The sequence below is a fragment of the Pseudomonas sp. LY-1 genome (assembly GCF_053502595.1).
This window is the reverse complement of record NZ_CP094353.1, coordinates 794400-810981: the sequence shown is the minus strand read 5'-3', so window position 1 is coordinate 810981 and position 16582 is coordinate 794400. Positions and strand designations below refer to the sequence as shown.

14 protein-coding genes are annotated in these 16582 nt (G+C 62.7%); 5 read left to right on the top strand and 9 right to left on the bottom strand.

The window, feature by feature from the left end; all coding sequences use genetic code 11:
* Positions 1–4 precede the first annotated feature (4 nt).
* Positions 5–895, bottom strand: coding sequence for a LysR family transcriptional regulator (locus MOQ67_RS03560; protein WP_017849785.1), 891 nt, complete (start codon positions 893–895; stop codon positions 5–7).
* A 103-nt stretch (positions 896–998) separates the two neighbouring features.
* Here MOQ67_RS03560 and MOQ67_RS03555 point away from each other — a divergent pair, with 103 nt between their 5' ends.
* From MOQ67_RS03555 to MOQ67_RS03540, 4 genes are all read left to right on the top strand, one after another.
* Positions 999–1334: a DMT family transporter gene (locus MOQ67_RS03555; protein ID WP_026140385.1), complete on the top strand. Its 336-nt coding sequence runs from the start codon at positions 999–1001 to the stop codon at positions 1332–1334.
* A gap of 86 nt (positions 1335–1420) precedes the next feature.
* A complete protein-coding gene (locus tag MOQ67_RS03550) occupies positions 1421–2596 on the top strand; it encodes an NAD(P)/FAD-dependent oxidoreductase (RefSeq protein WP_198717396.1) in 1176 nt (391 codons plus the stop codon).
* The gene (locus MOQ67_RS03545) at positions 2593–3405 is read left to right on the top strand and encodes an aldo/keto reductase (RefSeq protein ID WP_017849788.1); all 813 of its coding nucleotides are present in this window, start codon (positions 2593–2595) and stop codon (positions 3403–3405) included. The genes MOQ67_RS03550 and MOQ67_RS03545 overlap by 4 nt, the downstream gene beginning before the upstream one ends.
* Before the next feature lie 40 nt (positions 3406–3445).
* Entirely contained in the window at positions 3446–4411 is a 966-nt protein-coding gene (locus tag MOQ67_RS03540; RefSeq protein ID WP_017849789.1) for a hypothetical protein, read from the top strand.
* A gap of 33 nt (positions 4412–4444) precedes the next feature.
* On the opposite strand, the gene hldE is transcribed toward MOQ67_RS03540, so the two are convergent.
* Both hldE and msbA read right to left on the bottom strand, forming a co-directional pair.
* The gene (gene hldE / locus MOQ67_RS03535) at positions 4445–5869 is read right to left on the bottom strand and encodes a bifunctional D-glycero-beta-D-manno-heptose-7-phosphate kinase/D-glycero-beta-D-manno-heptose 1-phosphate adenylyltransferase HldE (RefSeq protein ID WP_026140386.1); all 1425 of its coding nucleotides are present in this window, start codon (positions 5867–5869) and stop codon (positions 4445–4447) included.
* 127 nt (positions 5870–5996) lie between these two features.
* A complete protein-coding gene (gene msbA, locus MOQ67_RS03530; protein ID WP_026140387.1) occupies positions 5997–7802 on the bottom strand; it encodes a lipid A export permease/ATP-binding protein MsbA in 1806 nt (601 codons plus the stop codon).
* Positions 7803–7962: 160 nt separating this feature from the next.
* Here msbA and MOQ67_RS03525 point away from each other — a divergent pair, with 160 nt between their 5' ends.
* Positions 7963–9831, top strand: coding sequence for a bifunctional O-antigen ligase/aminoglycoside phosphotransferase family protein (locus MOQ67_RS03525; RefSeq protein ID WP_198717397.1), 1869 nt, complete (start codon positions 7963–7965; stop codon positions 9829–9831).
* 54 nt (positions 9832–9885) lie between these two features.
* On the opposite strand, the gene MOQ67_RS03520 is transcribed toward MOQ67_RS03525, so the two are convergent.
* The 6 genes from MOQ67_RS03520 to MOQ67_RS03495 form a co-directional block, all read right to left on the bottom strand.
* On the bottom strand, positions 9886–10767 hold the full coding sequence (locus MOQ67_RS03520) for a glycosyltransferase (protein ID WP_017849793.1): 882 nt from the start codon (positions 10765–10767) through the stop codon (positions 9886–9888).
* Positions 10764–11912 (bottom strand): glycosyltransferase family 4 protein, encoded by a 1149-nt coding sequence (locus MOQ67_RS03515; RefSeq protein WP_017849794.1) that lies wholly within the window; start codon positions 11910–11912, stop codon positions 10764–10766. The genes MOQ67_RS03520 and MOQ67_RS03515 overlap by 4 nt, the downstream gene beginning before the upstream one ends.
* 87 nt (positions 11913–11999) lie before the next feature.
* Positions 12000–13406, bottom strand: a complete 1407-nt coding sequence (locus MOQ67_RS03510) for a PIG-L deacetylase family protein (RefSeq protein ID WP_198717398.1) — start codon at positions 13404–13406, stop codon at positions 12000–12002.
* Positions 13403–14299, bottom strand: coding sequence for an antimicrobial resistance protein Mig-14 (locus MOQ67_RS03505; RefSeq protein WP_046490751.1), 897 nt, complete (start codon positions 14297–14299; stop codon positions 13403–13405). Before MOQ67_RS03505 ends, MOQ67_RS03510 begins: the two co-directional genes overlap by 4 nt.
* Complete coding sequence (locus MOQ67_RS03500) at positions 14300–16057, bottom strand: carbamoyltransferase family protein (protein WP_017849797.1); 1758 nt, start codon at positions 16055–16057, stop codon at positions 14300–14302.
* A 142-nt stretch (positions 16058–16199) separates the two neighbouring features.
* The gene (locus MOQ67_RS03495; RefSeq protein ID WP_017849798.1) at positions 16200–16553 is read right to left on the bottom strand and encodes a YceK/YidQ family lipoprotein; all 354 of its coding nucleotides are present in this window, start codon (positions 16551–16553) and stop codon (positions 16200–16202) included.
* Positions 16554–16582: the final 29 nt, after the last annotated feature.

The window sequence follows — 16582 nt, the reverse complement described above, 5'->3', positions numbered from 1 at the left end:
TTTTTCAATCGATCGCCTGCAAGCACTCGGCAAAACGTTCGGCGAGAAAGCGCGCGGCAGGGCCCAGGGGTTCATCGCGGCGCCACACCAGCTCGACCACAAGCGCCGGCGGGGTCCATTCGCTGTCGAGTTCGACCATTTGGTTCTGGTACGCGGGGTATTGCACCACATGCCGGGGCAACCAGGCCCAACCCAGGCCACGGATAAGCCATTCGGCCAGCACGTAGAAGCTGTCGGCGCGCCACACCTGCGGGCTGGCGGCCTCGCTGCCGGGGTAGACGCTGGTCTGGGTCGACATCAGCAACTGGCGATACTGCGCCAACCCCTGGCAGTCCACGGTTTGCTGCGCCGCCAGCGGATGGCGGCGCCCGCACACCGTGACCATTTCCACACTGCCGACGACCCGCCGCTCCAGCGCTTCGGGGATTTGATCGTGATAGAACAACATGCCCAGGTCGGCCCTGCGCTCCACCAGTTTGCGTGCGACATCGCCCTGGGCAGCGCTGGAAAGCTGCACCTCGAGGTTGGGAAACTGGCCGGCCAGGGCGTCGAGACTGTCGAGGACCGGCTGGTACAGCATCGCTTCATCCTGGGCCAGGCGCAGGCAGGCTTCTTCGCCGCGCACCAACGACAGTGCGCGGCCATTGAGGCGTTCGCACTGGCGCAGCACTTCCCGAGCCTCTTCGAGCAGCACCGTGCCGGCTTCAGTCAAGCGCGGCTGGCGGCCGCTGCTTCGTTCGAACAGGCTGACGCCCAGGTCCGCTTCCAGCAAGGCGATCCCGTTGCTGACCGCCGACTGAGCCTTGCGCTGCTGACGCGCTACCGCCGAAAAAGAACGCTGCTCGGCGACGCTGACGAACAGGCGCATCTGTTCCAGGTTCCACTGCACATTCATGGCACAACCCATCTTTAATTCGGATAGGTAATGACTTTACCCCATCTGACGAGCCTCTAGAATGCCGACCTTATCCAGCGCGCTACACACCGAGGACCGCACCATGACCCCTGCCTACTACTACCTGGCCATCGCCATCTGCTCGGAAGTCATCGCCACCGTTTCCATGAAAGCCATCAAGGGCTGGAGCACACCGATCCCACTGCTGCTGGTGATCGTCGGCTACGGCGTGGCGTTCTGGATGCTGACCCTGGTGGTGCGTACAGTGCCGGTCGGCGTGGCGTATGCCGTGTGGGCAGGGATGGGCATCGTGATGGTCAGCGTCGCGGCACTGTTCATCTATGGGCAGAAGCTCGATCTGCCGGCAATGCTGGGGATGGGCTTGATTGTGTTGGGCGTGGTGGTGATTCAACTGTTCTCGAAAACGGCGGGGCACTGACCTCACGCGTCAATATTGATCCCGCGCAAAGATCCATTCGTTGAGTCTGTATACTTGGCACCTTGATTTGAACACTGAGGTTGCCCATGCCATCCGTTATTTCCACCGACGTTCTGATCGTCGGCGCCGGAGTTGCCGGCCTCTGGCTGAATGCGCGCCTGCGCCGCCAGGGGTTTTCCACGGTGGTGGTGGAAAACGCCACCCTGGGAGGCGGGCAAAGCGTGAAGTCCCAAGGCATCATTCACGGCGGTGCGAAATACGCGCTGCACGGTGCGCTCACCGGCGCCTCCGAAGCGATTGCCGATATGCCGCGGCGCTGGCGTGAGGCCCTGGCCGGTCACGGCGAACTGGACCTGACCGGCGTGCGCCTGCTCTCCGAAGCCCATTACCTGTGGTCCCCCGGCACGCTCGCCGGCAACCTCACCAGCTTCTTCGCCAGCAAGGCCGTGCGCGGCCGCGTCGATCAGGTCAAGGGCGACGCCCTGCCGCCAGCCCTGCAGGACCGCCGCTTCAAGGGCAAGGTCTATCGCCTGTCGGAATTGGTGGTCGACGTGCCGAGCCTGATCGGACGCCTGGCGCAGTTGGCCGGCGATGGTTTGCTCGCCGGACAACACATCGAACCGCTGCGGGAAAACGACGCACTGGTCGGTCTGAAAGTCGACGGCCGCGAGATCCGCGCCCAGCGCATCGTCTTGAGCGCCGGCGGCGGCACTGCCGATCTGCTCGCCGCTCTGGGCCTGAGCGAGCCGGCCATGCAAAAGCGTGCGCTGCACATGATCATCGCCAAAGGCCCAGGCCTGAAACCGCTGTACGCCCACTGCCTGGGCGGCGGCACCAAACCGCGCCTCACCGTGACCACACACCCGGCCGCCGATGGCAACTGGGTGTGGTACATGGGCGGCGACATCGCCGAGGCCGACGGCGTAGCACGCACGCCACAGGAACAGATCGCCACCGCGCAGCACGAGTTGGCGCTTCTGCTGCCGTGGATCGACATGAGCCACACCGAATGGGCCACCCTGCGCGTCGAACGGGCCGAGCCGCTGCAATCGGGCCTGACTCGCCCCGACAACGCCTTCCTCGCCGAACAGGGCCGCCTGCTCGTGGGCTGGCCGACCAAGCTGGCCCTGGCGCCGGACTTCGCCGACCGGGTGTTCCACGTCCTCGAACGCGATGGCATCCAACCCGGGCCTGCCACCCCGCTGCCCGAGCTGCCCAAACCCGCCATCGGCCAACCGGCCTGGGAGCAACTGTTGCCATGAGCCTGCCCACCCTGCACGACCTGCACCGCCCGCTGGGCAGTACCGGCCTGCTGGTGTCGCCGCTGGGCCTGGGCACCGTCAAGCTCGGTCGCGACCAAGGGGTGAAATACCCCAGCGGCTTCCAGATTCCCGATGACGACGAAGCGCGCCTGCTGCTGCGCCAGGCCCGTCAATTGGGCATCAACCTGATCGATACCGCGCCGGCCTATGGCCGCAGCGAAGAACGCCTGGGGCCGCTGTTGCGGGGCCAGCGCAACGAGTGGGTGATTGTCAGCAAGGTCGGCGAAGAATTCGACAACGGCGTGTCCCGTCACGATTTCAGCGCGGCCCATACCCGGATGTCGATCGAACGCAGCCTGAAACGACTGGAAACCGACTTTATCGACCTGGTGCTGGTGCATTCCGACGGCAACGACCTGCACATTCTCAACGACTGCGAGGTGTACCAGACCCTCGCGGACTTGAAACGAGAGGGCAAAATCCGCGGTTTCGGCTTCTCCGGCAAAACCGTCGAAGGCGGCGTGAAGGCTCTGGAACAGGGCGATTGCGCAATGGTCACCTACAATCTGAACGAACAGGCCGAGAAAGCCGTCATTGATTATGCGGCCGCCCATGGCAAAGGCATCCTGGTGAAAAAAGCCCTCGCCAGCGGCCACGTCTGCCTGGAACCGGGAATGGACCCCATACGTGCCAGTTTCATGTTGTTGTTTGCGCAAACGGGTGTCGCCAGTGCTATTGTCGGGACCATTAATCCGCTGCACCTGGCTCACAACGTGGCGACCGCTGCCCAGGTCATTCGTCAACTCTGATGCCGCCGACGCGGCCGCCCCGACGTAAGAAGGAGCCGACATGTCGCGAACGCTCATAAGAAAAAACCCCAGCAACTTCAAGACTCTGCCACTGCATGTCGAAGCCACCCCCGAAGGCCTGAGCTACCAGAGCGTCGGCATGCCGCTCAACTTTGCCCAGACCCTGCAACGGCGCAAGCCGGTAGAAGTGACAGACCCGGAGCGTTTCGCCCTCGAGCTGGCCAACCTCGGCGTGTCGGTGCGTTTGACCCTGCATTGGCAAAACAAGGATTACTGGGTGCTGGTGCGCCAACGCCGCCAGGACCGTGGCGACGTGGTACTCAAGCTGATTTCCGGCTATGTCCCCGCCCATGAGCTGAACCTGCCGCTGCACACCGCCATCCAGGAAATCGCCGAAGAGTGCCTGCTGGAGACGCCCGAAGGCTGGCTCAGCGGGCGCTTCAACGACACCTGGCTGCCGGCGCCCTACTCTGCCGCGCTGCACTACCGCGAAGCCTTGCCGTTTCGCTTGAGCCCCTTGTCCGGCGCGGCCCGCCCGGTGCGCTGCGCGACCACGCAACTGATCGAGCGCCCACGGGCCTACGTCCACTTGCCTACGGCCTCGCTGCAATTGATTTATGACTTGCGCCTGGAGGTGCCCAAGGAAGCCAAATCCTTGAGCTTGTTCCATGTGGATGAGCGACTCGAAGGCGATCAACTGGTCGCGCGCCTGGACCGCCAGCGCCCGGACCTGTACCTGATGCCCTTGAAGGACGGGCAGCCGCTCGCCGAACTGTATACCGTCAAGAAAGATCAGCTGTACCCGGCGAGCACGCGGGGTTTGTACCTGGCGGAGAGCTTCGCCCAGCAGGACGGCTGGGTGGTGCGCGACGAGCGGATTCGTTGGAAGGATTGGCTCAGGCAGCAAGGCCTGGCCGTCCCGGAGAAAGAGTCGAAGCTCAAGCGCCTGACCGGCAAGGCGCGGCAGATGTTGCGCAAGATCGTGCCAAAGAAGGCCAGACCGTAGGCGCGAGCAGGCCCGCTCCTACGGCCGCGGGCCTTATTCGTGATTGCGGATTTTTTCCACGATCGCGGTCGTCGAGCTGTTCTCAACCAACCCCAGCACTTTGACCTTGCCGCCGTAGGCGCTGACGATGTCGGCGCCGACCACCTGGTCGACGGAATAGTCGCCGCCCTTGACCAGCACATCGGGCTTGACCTGGGCCAGCAGGTTTTCCGGGGTGGCTTCGGGGAAGCTGATCACCCAATCCACCGCACCCAGGCCGGCCAGGACCGCCATGCGTCGGTCGACACTGTTGATCGGGCGGCCCGGACCTTTCAGGCGGCTGACCGACGCATCGTCATTGACCGCGACGATCAGGCGATCGCCTTGGGCGCGCGCCTGTTCCAGGTAGGTCACATGACCGGCATGCAGGATGTCGAAACAGCCATTGGTGAACACAATGCTTTCGTTGTGGGCGCGCGCGTCGTCAATCGCCAGCAGCAATTGCTCGAGACTCAACACCCCACGCTCGGAGCCTTCGGAACGCTGGATCGCACGGCGCAGTTCGGGCGCGCTGATCGCGGCGGTGCCGAGCTTGCCGACCACGATGCCCGCCGCCAGGTTGGCCAGGGCCACGGCGTGGGGCAATTCCTCGCCGGCCGCGATGGAGGCGGCCAGGGTGGAAATCACGGTGTCGCCGGCGCCGGTGACGTCGAACACTTCACGCGCACGCGCCGGCAGGTGCATCGCCGCATAGCCCGGGCGCAGCAAGGTCATGCCGTGCTCGCCACGGGTCACCAGCAAGGCGCCCAGGTCCAGTTCGGCCATCAGCGTCGCGCCCTTGCTCACCAATTCGTGCTCATCGGCGCAACCGCCGACGATGGCTTCGAACTCGCTGAGGTTCGGCGTGATCAGGCTGGCGCCGCGATAAATCGAGAAGTCCTTGCCCTTGGGATCGGCCAGCACCGGAATATTGCGGGCCTTGGCGGCCTGGATCAGCATCTGGTGGTTCTTCAGCGCGCCTTTGCCGTAGTCGGACAACACCAGCACCTTGATGCCTTCGAGCAACTCATCGACCTGCGCGCTGAGGGCCAGGGCGTCGGTGGCGAAGGGTTCTTCGAAATCGATGCGCAGCAATTGCTGGTGACGGCTCATGACCCGCAGCTTGACGATGGTCGGCTGATGGGCGATGCGCTGGAACAGCGCGCGCACGCCGGCACCGCGCAGGCTGTTGGCCAGGCTGTCGGCGGCTTCGTCGTCGCCGGTCACACCCACCAGGGAGGCAGGGGCGCCGAGGGCGGCAATATTGAGGGCAACGTTGGCAGCGCCACCTGGACGGTCTTCGATTTGCTCGACCTTGACTACCGGTACCGGCGCCTCAGGGGAAATCCGTGAGGTTCCGCCATGCCAGTAACGGTCGAGCATGACATCGCCGACCACCAAGACAGGGGCTTGATCGAATCGCGGCATGGACAACTTCATGGAGCAACCCACATACAAAATGAACAGGGGCGCGATATTAGCACAGGGTTACAGAAGGCTTGTGGGGGTGTGACAGAAGATGTTGCAGGAACGTTGGTGAGGCGGATTGCCCGCCCCACCAAGGGTATCAGGTGATATCCGCCGACACCGGGGCATCCAGGCCCATGGCATGCAGGCGGGCGTAGTAGCCGTTCTGTGCAAGCAATTGACCGTGGGTGCCGCGCTCGACAATACGCCCGTCGTCCATCACCAGGATCAGGTCGGCCTTCTCGATGGTGGACAGGCGGTGCGCGATCACCAGGGTCGTGCGGCCTTGCATGACCTTGTCCAGCGCCGCCTGAATGTGGCGCTCGGACTCGGTGTCGAGGGCCGAGGTGGCCTCGTCGAGAATCAGCAGCGGCGCATTCTTGAGCAGGGCGCGGGCAATTGCCAGGCGCTGGCGTTGACCGCCGGACAGCAGCACGCCGTTTTCGCCGACCTGGGTGTCGAAGCCTTTAGGCAACTGGTCGATGAAGTCTTTGGCGTTGGCATCCATCGCGGCGGCTTCGACGTCGGCCCGTGGTGCGCCGGCCAGGTCGCCGTAGGCGATGTTGTTGGTCACCGTGTCGCTGAACAGGGTCACGTGCTGGGTCACCTGGGCGATGTGCTTGCGCAGGTTGAGCAGTTTGTAGTCTTCGATCTCGACGCCATCGAGCAGGATTTCACCGCTTGCATGGTGGTAGAAACGCGGGATCAGGCTGGCCAGGGTCGACTTGCCGCTGCCCGAGCGCCCCACCAGGGCGATCATCTGCCCAGGCTCGGCGGTAAAGCTGATGTCCTTGAGTACAGGACGTTCGGTGCCGGGATAGGTGAAGTTGAGGTGACGCACTTCCAGATGGCCGCTGACCTTGTCGCGCTCGATCGTGCCGTTGTCGACTTCAGCCTCTTCGTCCAGCTGTTCGAAAATGCTTTCGGCGCCCGCCACACCCTTCTGGATGGTCGAACTGACTTCCGACAACTGACGGATCGGCTTGGGCAGCAGACCGGCCAAAGTGATGTAGGCCACCATGTCGCCGGCCGATGCGTCGCCGCGCAGGTAAAGCACCAGGAACATCAGCACGGCCATGGCGGTGTAGATCACCAGTTGCAGCGCCGGGGTGTAGATCGCCCCGGTGCGGGTCATGCGCAGTTGCTTGTTGGTGTTGCTCTGGCTGGCCTTGAGGAAGCGTTTTTCCTCGTAGACCTCGCCGCCGAAGCTGCGCACGACGCGGTACCCCTGGATGGTTTCAGACGCCACATGGGTCACGTCGCCCATGGCCACCTGGATCTTCTTGCTCTGTTTGCGGAATTTCTTGCTGGCCGTGCTGACCATCACCGCAATCAACGGCAGGATGGCGATCATCACCAGCGTCAGGCGCCAGTTCATGAACAGCAGCGAAGCGAACAGGAAGATCACGGTCATGCCTTCGCGAATCACCACCTTGATCGCATCGGTCGCCGCCCCCGTGACCATGGTCACGTTGAAGGTGATGCGGGAAATCAGGTGCCCGGAGTTGTGATTGTCGAAGTAGCGGTTGGGCAGCGTCAGCAGGTTGTTGAACAGTTGCACCCGCAGGTCGTGGACCAGGCCCAGGGAAACCTTGGCCAGCAGGTAGTTACCGAGGAACGAACCCAGGCCCTGCCAGGCGGCGATCAGGATGATCAGCAGCGGCACGGCCTGCAGCAGCTGCAGGTCGCGCAGGAACGGCACGCTGGGGAACAACACGGCTTGCGGGTTCGAAAGGCCATCGACAAAGTACTTGAGGATGTACCCCAGCATCGGCTGGGTCGACGCGAAAATCAGAAATCCGACAATACTCAGCGCGAACAAACCCGCATAGGGCCTGACGTAACTGAGCAGGCGGAAGTATATTTTCAAGCTCGAAGGGCTTGCGCTCGGACTGGAGTCGGTCATATCACGCGGCGTTTTAAAAAAGGAGGCTGACTTTAGCACAGCTTCTCTGTTGTACTTGCACCCCACATGACCCGCGGGCCGGCGAAATCCAACCGGCGACATTATATAGCCACTACTCTAAGATGGTCGGCTTTCTATTTCTGAAATGGCTTTTTACCGTATGCAGTGCAAGCGTCTTACCTATGGCTCAAATCGCGTCTTCGACTTCCTGGTCCTATGGATTTTGCCCATTGGCTTGTTGCTTCTGCTGAGTTCGCTGTTCTTCGTCACCAATCGCAACGTGCTGCACAGGTTCTACTACGTCCTGTTCAGCGCGCCAACCTTGTTGCTATTGTGCCTGCGCCCCAGGGAATTCATGGAATTGCTGCGTGAGCCGCTGGCCATCGCATTCCTGGTCTTCTCCGCCTGGGCCCTGACCAGCCTGTTCTGGAGCCCGGAGTTTCATCCCGACACCGACCTGTTCAAGCGACCGCTGCACACGTTCATGTTGTTTGGCGGCTGCGGGCTGTTGCTGCATTACCGCAACGACCTGTTCAAGCCCGTGTTCTTCAGTGCGGCAGTGATCGCACTGGTGGCGACCCTGTGTAACCTGGTGGCCTTCGCCAAGGGGTTTGAGCCGGGCCTTGAAATACGCATGATCGGCGGCCGCGGCGCCCTCGACAACCCGCTGCTCAGTTCCCACGTGTTCGGTTTTTTCAGCGTCTACTGGTTGTATGTCTGCATGACCAGCCAGCGCTTTCAGGTGCTGTGGTTCAGCGTACCGGCCCTGGCCATCATGACCGCCGCGGTCCTGGCCACCGGTTCCCGCACACCGTTGGTGGCCCTGACCCTGGCCATCCTGTGGATGAGTTTTGTCAGCCGCAACCGCCGCTCGGCCATGATGATCGCGGGCTTGGTCCTGAGCGCCGCGGCGCTCTTGCTGTTCTACCCTGAACTGATCACCAACCGCGGCAGCTCGTTCCGCTTCGAACTGTGGAGCATGACGCTGCAGCGCATCGCCGAACACCCGTGGATAGGCCACAGCTACGATTCCGAGCTGTACCTGACCCTGGCTCAGGCCAACGGCTTCCAACTGCGCGAACCCCACAGTTTTGCCCTGGGCGTGCTGTATTACGTCGGCATCATCGGCTTTATCCCGTGGGCCTTCATGCTCGGCTGGGGCTTGTATAAAAGCCTCAAAGAACGGGCGCAACCGCTGTTCATCCTCGCCTCCTCCCTGCTGGCCTACGGCATCGGCGCCGGCCTGACCGAGGGCGGCGGCATCCTGTCGCGGCCCAAGGAACACTGGTTCCTGCTGTGGATTCCTTTGGCGATCATCGCCGGCCTGAGCATCGCCCAGCGCCGCCACAGCCTGCTGCGCATGCCGGTGCAAACCCTCAAGACCGAGGCCTTCGATCAACTGTGCCACAACGCCCATGTGATTGAAGCCGACGGCCTGGGCCCGAAAGTCCTGCGCCTGGAAGACGGCAGTTTCCTCAAGGTCTTCCGCGCACGCCGCTGGTACACCTCGGGCAGCTTCAACCCTTATTCCGAGCGGTTTGCCAGCAACGCCGAACAATTGCGCAGCCTGGGCATTCCCACCCCGCAAATCCTCGGCGTTTACAGCCTGCGCGACGCCAGCAGTGCCGTCACCTACTCGCCACTGCCCGGCCTGACCCTGCGCCAGGCCCTGCAAAGCCTGGACAGCAGCCTGCGCGAATCGCTGATCGAGCGCTTCGGTCGATTCATGGCCCAATTGCATGAGCGTGGTGTGTACTTCCGCTCGCTGCACCTGGGCAACGTGCTGCTGATGGATGACGGCGAGTTCGCGCTGATCGATATCGCCGACCTGCGCATCTTCCCGTCGGCCCTGCGCAATGCCTTGCGCCAACGCAACCTGCGCCATATGCAACGTTACCCGCAGGACCGCAACTGGCTGTTCGAAGCGCACTTCGAGCAACTGGCCAAGGGTTACGCCAGCATCGCCAGCCCAAAAGCCACGGCAAAAATCCGCGAGCAGGTCCAGGGCCTGGCTAGCCCGGCCGCCTGATAAAAAAGGCGACTATCACCGCTGATAGTCGCCTTTTTCACTGCCACCGCCGCCTCAGCTTCTGAGGGGCGCCAGGTACAACCGCACCAGCCCGCGCAGGGTCTTGCGCCCCCAGAACTTCAACGGGATCTGCTTGAGGATCTCCCGCGCCAGCGGCCGGTCACGGTCGGCGGTCTTGAGGAACATCGAGTTGAGGAAGTTGTAGCGCACCGCGTCATACGACGGGTGCTCGCTGAACAATCCATAAGTTTTGAGGATGTTCTGAATCATGTAGCGATGGTTCTTGTACGTGTTGGTGGCGTGCTGGCGATAGCGCGCCATGACCATGTTCAACACGTCGATGGTGTAGCCGGCGTGGGTGATCTTCAATTCGATCAGCAAATCTTCCAGCGGAATCAGCGGATCGAAGCCGCCCACCTGCTCCAGCGCTTCGCGGCGGATCAACAGGGTCGGTGCCGGCGGGAACGGTTTGCGGTCCAGGAACAGGTCATCGAAGTCCAGGCTGCGAAACGGCAGGTCCCGGTGCTGCTTCTTGTCGGGATAGGGCTGGCCATCGCCATCGATCAACTCGATGTTGCCCGCGCAGATGCCGACCTTGGGCTTGCCTTCCATGTAGGCGACCTGGGCCGCAATGCGCTCGGGCAACATGATGTCGTCGGAACCGAACGGCGCGATCAGCGTGCCTTTGGCCCGGGCGATCGCGCCGTTGAGCGTATTGGTCAGCCCCTGGTTCTGCTGGACCTGGAAATCAAAGCCGTGCTCGGCCTGCAAGCGCCGGATGCGCTCGACGCTGTCGTCCTTGGAGCCATCGTCGACCACCAACAGTTCGATGTTCGCGTAGGTCTGCCCCAGCACGCTGAGGATGCTCTGCTCGATGTACGGGCCATGGTTGTAGGACGCGATGATCACCGAGACCAGGGGTTGTGGCTGATTCATGCTCTACCTACTTCACGCAAACCGGTTTCAATCAGGGTCAGGTACTTGTGCTTGAACTCGTCCAGGGTGTGGTTGGCTACCAGGTAACGGAACACCTCCTCGCCCTTGGCACGCAATTGCTCATCGCTCAGTGCCAGGTAGGTATCCAGCGCCGCGGCCAGTTGCTCGACGTTGCCCGGATCGTGAGACAGCCCGCCCGCGCCCTGCACCAGCGGCAGCATCGCCGGGCCGTTGGAGGCGATCACCGGCAAATGCCCGCTCATGCCTTCCAGCAGCGCCAGGCCCAGGCCTTCGAACAGCGACGGCATGGTCCAGATATCGAAACCGCGCACGTACTTCATGCCGTCTTCACGGAACCCCAACAGGTGCGCGCGACCGGTCAGGCCGAGGCGCTCGATGTCGGCACGCAGGTCGGCTTCGGCGCGGCCGGAACCGATGATCCCCACCTGTGCCTGCGGGTATTTGTCCTTGAGCGTGGCAAACGCCTGCAGCAGATGCGTGTGGCCCTTGATCGGCACCAGGCGGCCCAGGGCGCCGATCATCCGCGCGTCCAGCGGCAGGCCCAGGGCCTTGCGCGCTTCATCGCGCGGCAACTGCAAGGCTTCTGCCTGCGGGATGTCGATGGCGTTGGTGACATAGGTGGTGTTTTCACGGGTGAACCCGCAATTGAGCGCCACCAGGTACTCCTGCACCGCCTCCGACACGCCGACGAAGCGCCACGCCGGGCTCACCCAGCGCTGGGTCTGACGCCGGCGGTAGCCACGGGCGTACTCGCCGAAACCATGGGAGATGCCGATGCACAGCGGGATCTTCAACCAGCGGTTGAGGGACAGCATCATGTTCACCGACTTGAAGCGGTTGCAGATGACCACATCGAACTTCTGCTCGCGGCAATACTTGTAGATCTGCCACATGGCGCCAAAGCGGATGCCCTTGAGGGACTTCTCCGGCAGTTCAAAATAGTGGGAGTGCTCGGCCACGCTCAGCGGCTGGCCCGGTAACGGGCGACCACTGAGATACCCCGATGTCACCTCGAAGCGTTCAACCGGCAACGATTTGACGATCTGCTCACCCAGGTCGGCGAAGTCATTGGTCTTGACGTTGTAGTCCGGCTGTAACTGCAAAACCTTGAAACGAGGCTTCATAACTCTCCATGCAGCGATCTGGCTGCGGGCGCGCAGCCCGGCAAAAAATGGTGCGGCAAACGGATGCGGTCTGCCGTAAATAAGGTCTCAGTCCTGTTTCAGGACCCACAGCAATTCATGCCGACGCACAGCCTTGCGGAAGAATTCGTTCTCTCCGTATGGCGATGGGCTACGCCCGGCCAGCACCTGTTGCAACCAGCGACGCACACGGCGCTTGAACGGCGCGCGCGGTTGCAGGTCGTGCATCATGCCCAGGGCCATGGCCTTGTCCTGCTGCTGGCTCAAGGCGAGCGTGAAACTGCAGGGGACCAGTTCGTCCGCGGTGTCGAAACGCGGCGGCAGGGCCACGCCGGCGCCCGAGTCGCCCATGGGCCAGCGGTCGTTATCATGCAAGTGATTGGCGTAGCCGAGCAATGTGTCGGGCTGCCACGCCAGGCCCTCCAGGGCTTCCAGTATCGCCGCGTGAGCGCAGATATGGTCGGCGTGCGGGTCGAGCAACGGCGTCGGCAGCACGATCACCTGCGGCCGCGCCTTGAGTAGCAGCGCGCGCAGGTCGGCGATCAGGTTGTGCCAGGTCGGCGCGCCGTCCTCGTCACCGGGCAGCGCAAAGGCATTGAACTGACGAAACAGCCGCGTATCGCTCAATTGCGCCTCGCGGGAGGCTTGAGCCTGGTCCGGCGCGGCCTGCATGGCCGCCAACTGCATGCAGAAGTAGCCCAATTGCACGCACTGTGCTTCGGGAACGCCGGCCCAGCGCGGCACGGCAATGCTGTCCCAGGCCCGCAGGCGCCCTTTGAGTTGCGCCGCTTGCGCCTTGGGCAGGCCCATCTGTTGATAATGCTCGGCTTCGATTTCACCGGCGGTCAACGTGACGATCCAACTTTCGGCCGCCTGGCTGTACAGGCTGAAGGCCGCCAGTTCGGCGTCGTCGGCATGGGGCGCAATCACCATCACACGTTGCTGGCGATAATCCGGCTGGCGGAAACGCCACAGCGTCGGCTGGCCGTTGATCCGGCAAAAACGCCCGCGTACCTGTAGCTTGCCAGCGGCCAATGCGTCGGCGGCGCCGGTCAGGTTGAGGTAACGGCGCCCGCCGACGCCACGCTCGAACACTTGCCGGTCCGGCGTTTGCAGGCCCAGCAGTTCCACCGCCGGGTCGATGAAACGCCCGAGCCACGAGCTCTGCAGCTCGATGCCGACGATCAGGGTGTCGTCCGCCGCCAGCGGCGCGTCCAGCAACAGCCGCCCCGCGTCCAGGCGCAGGCCTGGCACTTCACTGCCGTGAGGGAATGCGTAGGCATAATCCTCGTTGGGCGAATAGAACAGATGATCGGCAAACCAGGCTTCATGGGCCGCCCACAGCACCACCGCCAGAATCAACGGCAGCCACCAGGCCACGAGCACACCGGCCGCGATCAGCACCAGCAAGCCAATCAGCAGCGCGATGCGCTTGGTGCGCCGATGACGCTTGAGCAGTTGCTGCTTGCGGCTCATAGGCTGAACACCGGCACCGGGTTGCACCAGCGCTCCTTGTATTCACGGTCGGCGCGCCCGAAGGAAAAGCGCAGCGGTTTATCCACGGCCCGCGCCTGTTCCCAGGCGCTTTGCGTATTGAGGAAACTCAACACGCTGCCGGGGCTGAATTCACGGGTCTGGGGGTCGACACCGCCGTTGACGTATTCGATGCTGACCCACTCGGGCGCCTCGACGCGATACACCAGTTGCACGGCAATCGGCGCATCGTTGAGAAACAGTACCGAGCCCACCAGGAACTCCTTGAGCAAGCCCAGCACCTGCGCCAGATGCTCGGCGCCGGTGGCCGGGAAGCCCCAGCGGCGCTGGAACAGGTCGCAGTAGATGGCCGCCAGCTCGCTGCTGGAAAACTCACTCACCGCCCGCACCACGCCGCCGGCTTCTTCGAGCAACCGCAATTCGCGGCGCTGGTTGTAGCGAAACTTCTTCGACAGGTCTTCCGGGGTGCGCGCCATGGCCAACTGCTCGGCCTGGGGCTTGAGGGTGCTGACGCGCCCCTCGTTCAACGCCGACAGGTAGCGCCCACGGTGGCGCACCGGCAACTGCGCGTCGGCGGCGATCGGCAGGATGATTTCGGCATTGCCCAGATCGAACACGCCTTTCTTGCCGCGCCGCTTGAGCACGTCCTTGGACAAGGCCAGGTCGCGCCCCCAGGTGGCAATCGCGCCCTTGAGCTCGCCATCCTGCTCCCAGCCCAGGTAGCGCACCGGAATCTGCGCCAGGTCCGCCAACCGCTCGACGATCAGCGGATGCGTCGCCACGCTGCCGCCAAACCGCTGCCAGGCCTGGGCGTAGACCTCGGCCTCGACAGGTACCCAGCCGCGTTCACGCCAACCCTGGAAGCGATTCAGCATTTAAACCACAGCGTCATAAGGGTCCACGCCGTCCTTGACCACCAGGATGTCTTCCATGATCAGGTACTGCAGGTCGGAACCGAAGAACATGTTCAGCGCATCGGTCGGCGAGCAGATCATCGCTTCGCCACGACGGTTGAGCGAAGTGTTCAGGGACACGCCGTTGCCGGTCAGCACTTCGAGTTCTTTCATCATGTCGTAGTAGCGCGGGTTGTATTCGCGCTTGAGCACCTGGGCGCGGGACGTGCCGTCCTCATGGACCACTTCCGGCACGCGGGTTTTCCACTCTTCCGACACTTCAAAGGTGAAGGTCATGAACGGCGCCGGGTGATCGACCTTGATCATCAGCGGGGCCACGGTGTCGAGCATCGACGGGCAGAAAGGCCTCCAGCGCTCGCGGAACTTGATCTGATGGTTGATGCGGTCCGCCACGCCGGTAGCGCTCGGGCAACCAATGATCGAACGACCGCCCAAGGCACGCGGGCCAAACTCCATGCGCCCCTGGAACCAGGCCACCGGGTTGCCGTCGACCATGATCTTGGCAATGCGCTTAGGCATGCTGTCGATCTTGCGCCAGTCCGGCTTGCTCGGGTGCTTGGCGCAAGCGGCGATCACGTCTTCGTTGCTGTAGGACGGGCCGAGGTAGACGTGTTCCATCTTCTCCACCGGCACACCACGGGCGTTGGACACGTAAGCGGCGGCGCCCACGGCGGTGCCGGCATCGCCGGACGCCGGTTGCACGAACAGCTCTTTCACGTCGTCACGGGCAATGATCTTCTGGTTCAGCTTGACGTTCAGCGCACAGCCGCCGGCGAAGGCCAGCTTGCCGGTTTCCTTGAGGATGTCGCCCAGGTAGTAGTCGATCATCTGCAGGGACAGCTTCTCGAACAGCGCCTGCATGCTGGCCGCGTAGTGGATGTACGGCTCGTCGGCGATGTCGCCTTCGCGCTTGGGCCCCAGCCACTCGATCAGTTTGGGCGAGAAGTAGAAACCCTTGCCCTTCTCTTTATAACGACGCAGGCCGATGACGTTGGCGTAGTCGGTGTTGATCACCAGCTCGCCGTTTTCAAAGGAGGCCAGGCGCGAGAAATCGTACTTGCTGGCATCGCCATAAGGCGCCATGCCCATGACCTTGAACTCGCCGTCGAGCATCTCGAAACCGAGGAACTCGGTGACCGCGCCGTACAGGCCGCCGAGGGAGTCCGGATCGTAGAATTCCTTGATCTTGTGGATCTTGCCGTTTTCGCCGTAGCCGAAGAACGTGGTGGCGTACTCACCCTTGCCGTCGATCCCCAGGATCGCGGTTTTCTCCTTGAAGCCGGAGCAGTGGTAGGCACTGGAGGCGTGGGCCAAGTGGTGTTCTACCGGCTCGATCTTGATCTTCTTCGGATCGAAGCCCAGCTGTTCCAGGCACCAGACGATCTTGTTGCGGTAGCGCTTGTAGCGCCGGTTGCCCATCAGGATCGCATCGAGAGCGCGGTCCGGGGCGTACCAGTAACGCTTGGCATAGTGCCAGCGCGCTTCGCCGAACAGGCTGATCGGGGCGAACGGGATCGCGACCACATCAACGTCGGAAGGCTTGATGCCGGCTTGTTCCAGGCAGAATTTCGCCGATTCGTAGGGCATGCGGTGCTTTGCATGCTTGTCGCGCACGAAGCGTTCTTCTTCGGCGGCCGCGATCAGCTTGCCGTCGATATACAGGGCTGCGGAAGGATCATGGCTAAGGGCGCCGGACAGGCCAAGAATCGTCAATGCCACAGGGGTCTAGCCTCTTTTAGTCTGCATGCAGGCGCGTTACGCCTGAAAAAAGTGTGCCTCTCGCCTGGGCGAGAAACAGCTAAAGGGCGGGATTATAGCTCAAAAGCCGGAGAAAGCTGTTAGCGGCGAGCGTCGAGGAGGTTCAGCGGAAGATCTCGATGCTGCCGTCCTTGTTCTGACGGTAGATCGTGTAGGGCAGGACCAGGGTGTCCAGCACGCCAGAGCCGATGAACTCGATGGCGATGATCGGGAAAGCATTGTTCTCGTGGTCCGACAGGGCTCGGTCATTCAGGCTTTTTTCAGGGGCGGGCTCAGCATTGAGCGTACAAAACCCGTAGATCACCCCACTGTAGATGCGCGGGATATTTTCGCAGTAGCTGCGCGACTCCTTGAGGTTCTGGCTGGCGACAGCGTCCGGGCGAAAGACGGTGTTGATGGTCCCGCAACCGGAGATTGCCAGGAGAGCAGCAAGCAACACAGAGTACATACGGATCATGAACGACACCGTTCAGCATAGAGGGTCGA

Excerpts from the sequence above, each read along its gene's own strand:
- MOQ67_RS03560 (WP_017849785.1), bottom strand. The coding sequence starts at position 895 with ATGAATGTGCAGTGGAACCTGGAACAGATGCGCCTGTTCGTCAGCGTC.
- MOQ67_RS03555 (WP_026140385.1), top strand. The coding sequence starts at position 999 with ATGACCCCTGCCTACTACTACCTGGCCATCGCCATCTGCTCGGAAGTC.
- MOQ67_RS03550 (WP_198717396.1), top strand. The coding sequence starts at position 1,421 with ATGCCATCCGTTATTTCCACCGACGTTCTGATCGTCGGCGCCGGAGTT.
- MOQ67_RS03545 (WP_017849788.1), top strand. The coding sequence starts at position 2,593 with ATGAGCCTGCCCACCCTGCACGACCTGCACCGCCCGCTGGGCAGTACC.
- MOQ67_RS03540 (WP_017849789.1), top strand. The coding sequence starts at position 3,446 with ATGTCGCGAACGCTCATAAGAAAAAACCCCAGCAACTTCAAGACTCTG.
- hldE (WP_026140386.1), bottom strand. The coding sequence starts at position 5,869 with ATGAAGTTGTCCATGCCGCGATTCGATCAAGCCCCTGTCTTGGTGGTC.
- msbA (WP_026140387.1), bottom strand. The coding sequence starts at position 7,802 with ATGACCGACTCCAGTCCGAGCGCAAGCCCTTCGAGCTTGAAAATATAC.
- MOQ67_RS03525 (WP_198717397.1), top strand. The coding sequence starts at position 7,963 with ATGCAGTGCAAGCGTCTTACCTATGGCTCAAATCGCGTCTTCGACTTC.
- MOQ67_RS03520 (WP_017849793.1), bottom strand. The coding sequence starts at position 10,767 with ATGAATCAGCCACAACCCCTGGTCTCGGTGATCATCGCGTCCTACAAC.
- MOQ67_RS03515 (WP_017849794.1), bottom strand. The coding sequence starts at position 11,912 with ATGAAGCCTCGTTTCAAGGTTTTGCAGTTACAGCCGGACTACAACGTC.
- MOQ67_RS03510 (WP_198717398.1), bottom strand. The coding sequence starts at position 13,406 with ATGAGCCGCAAGCAGCAACTGCTCAAGCGTCATCGGCGCACCAAGCGC.
- MOQ67_RS03505 (WP_046490751.1), bottom strand. The coding sequence starts at position 14,299 with ATGCTGAATCGCTTCCAGGGTTGGCGTGAACGCGGCTGGGTACCTGTC.
- MOQ67_RS03495 (WP_017849798.1), bottom strand. The coding sequence starts at position 16,553 with ATGATCCGTATGTACTCTGTGTTGCTTGCTGCTCTCCTGGCAATCTCC.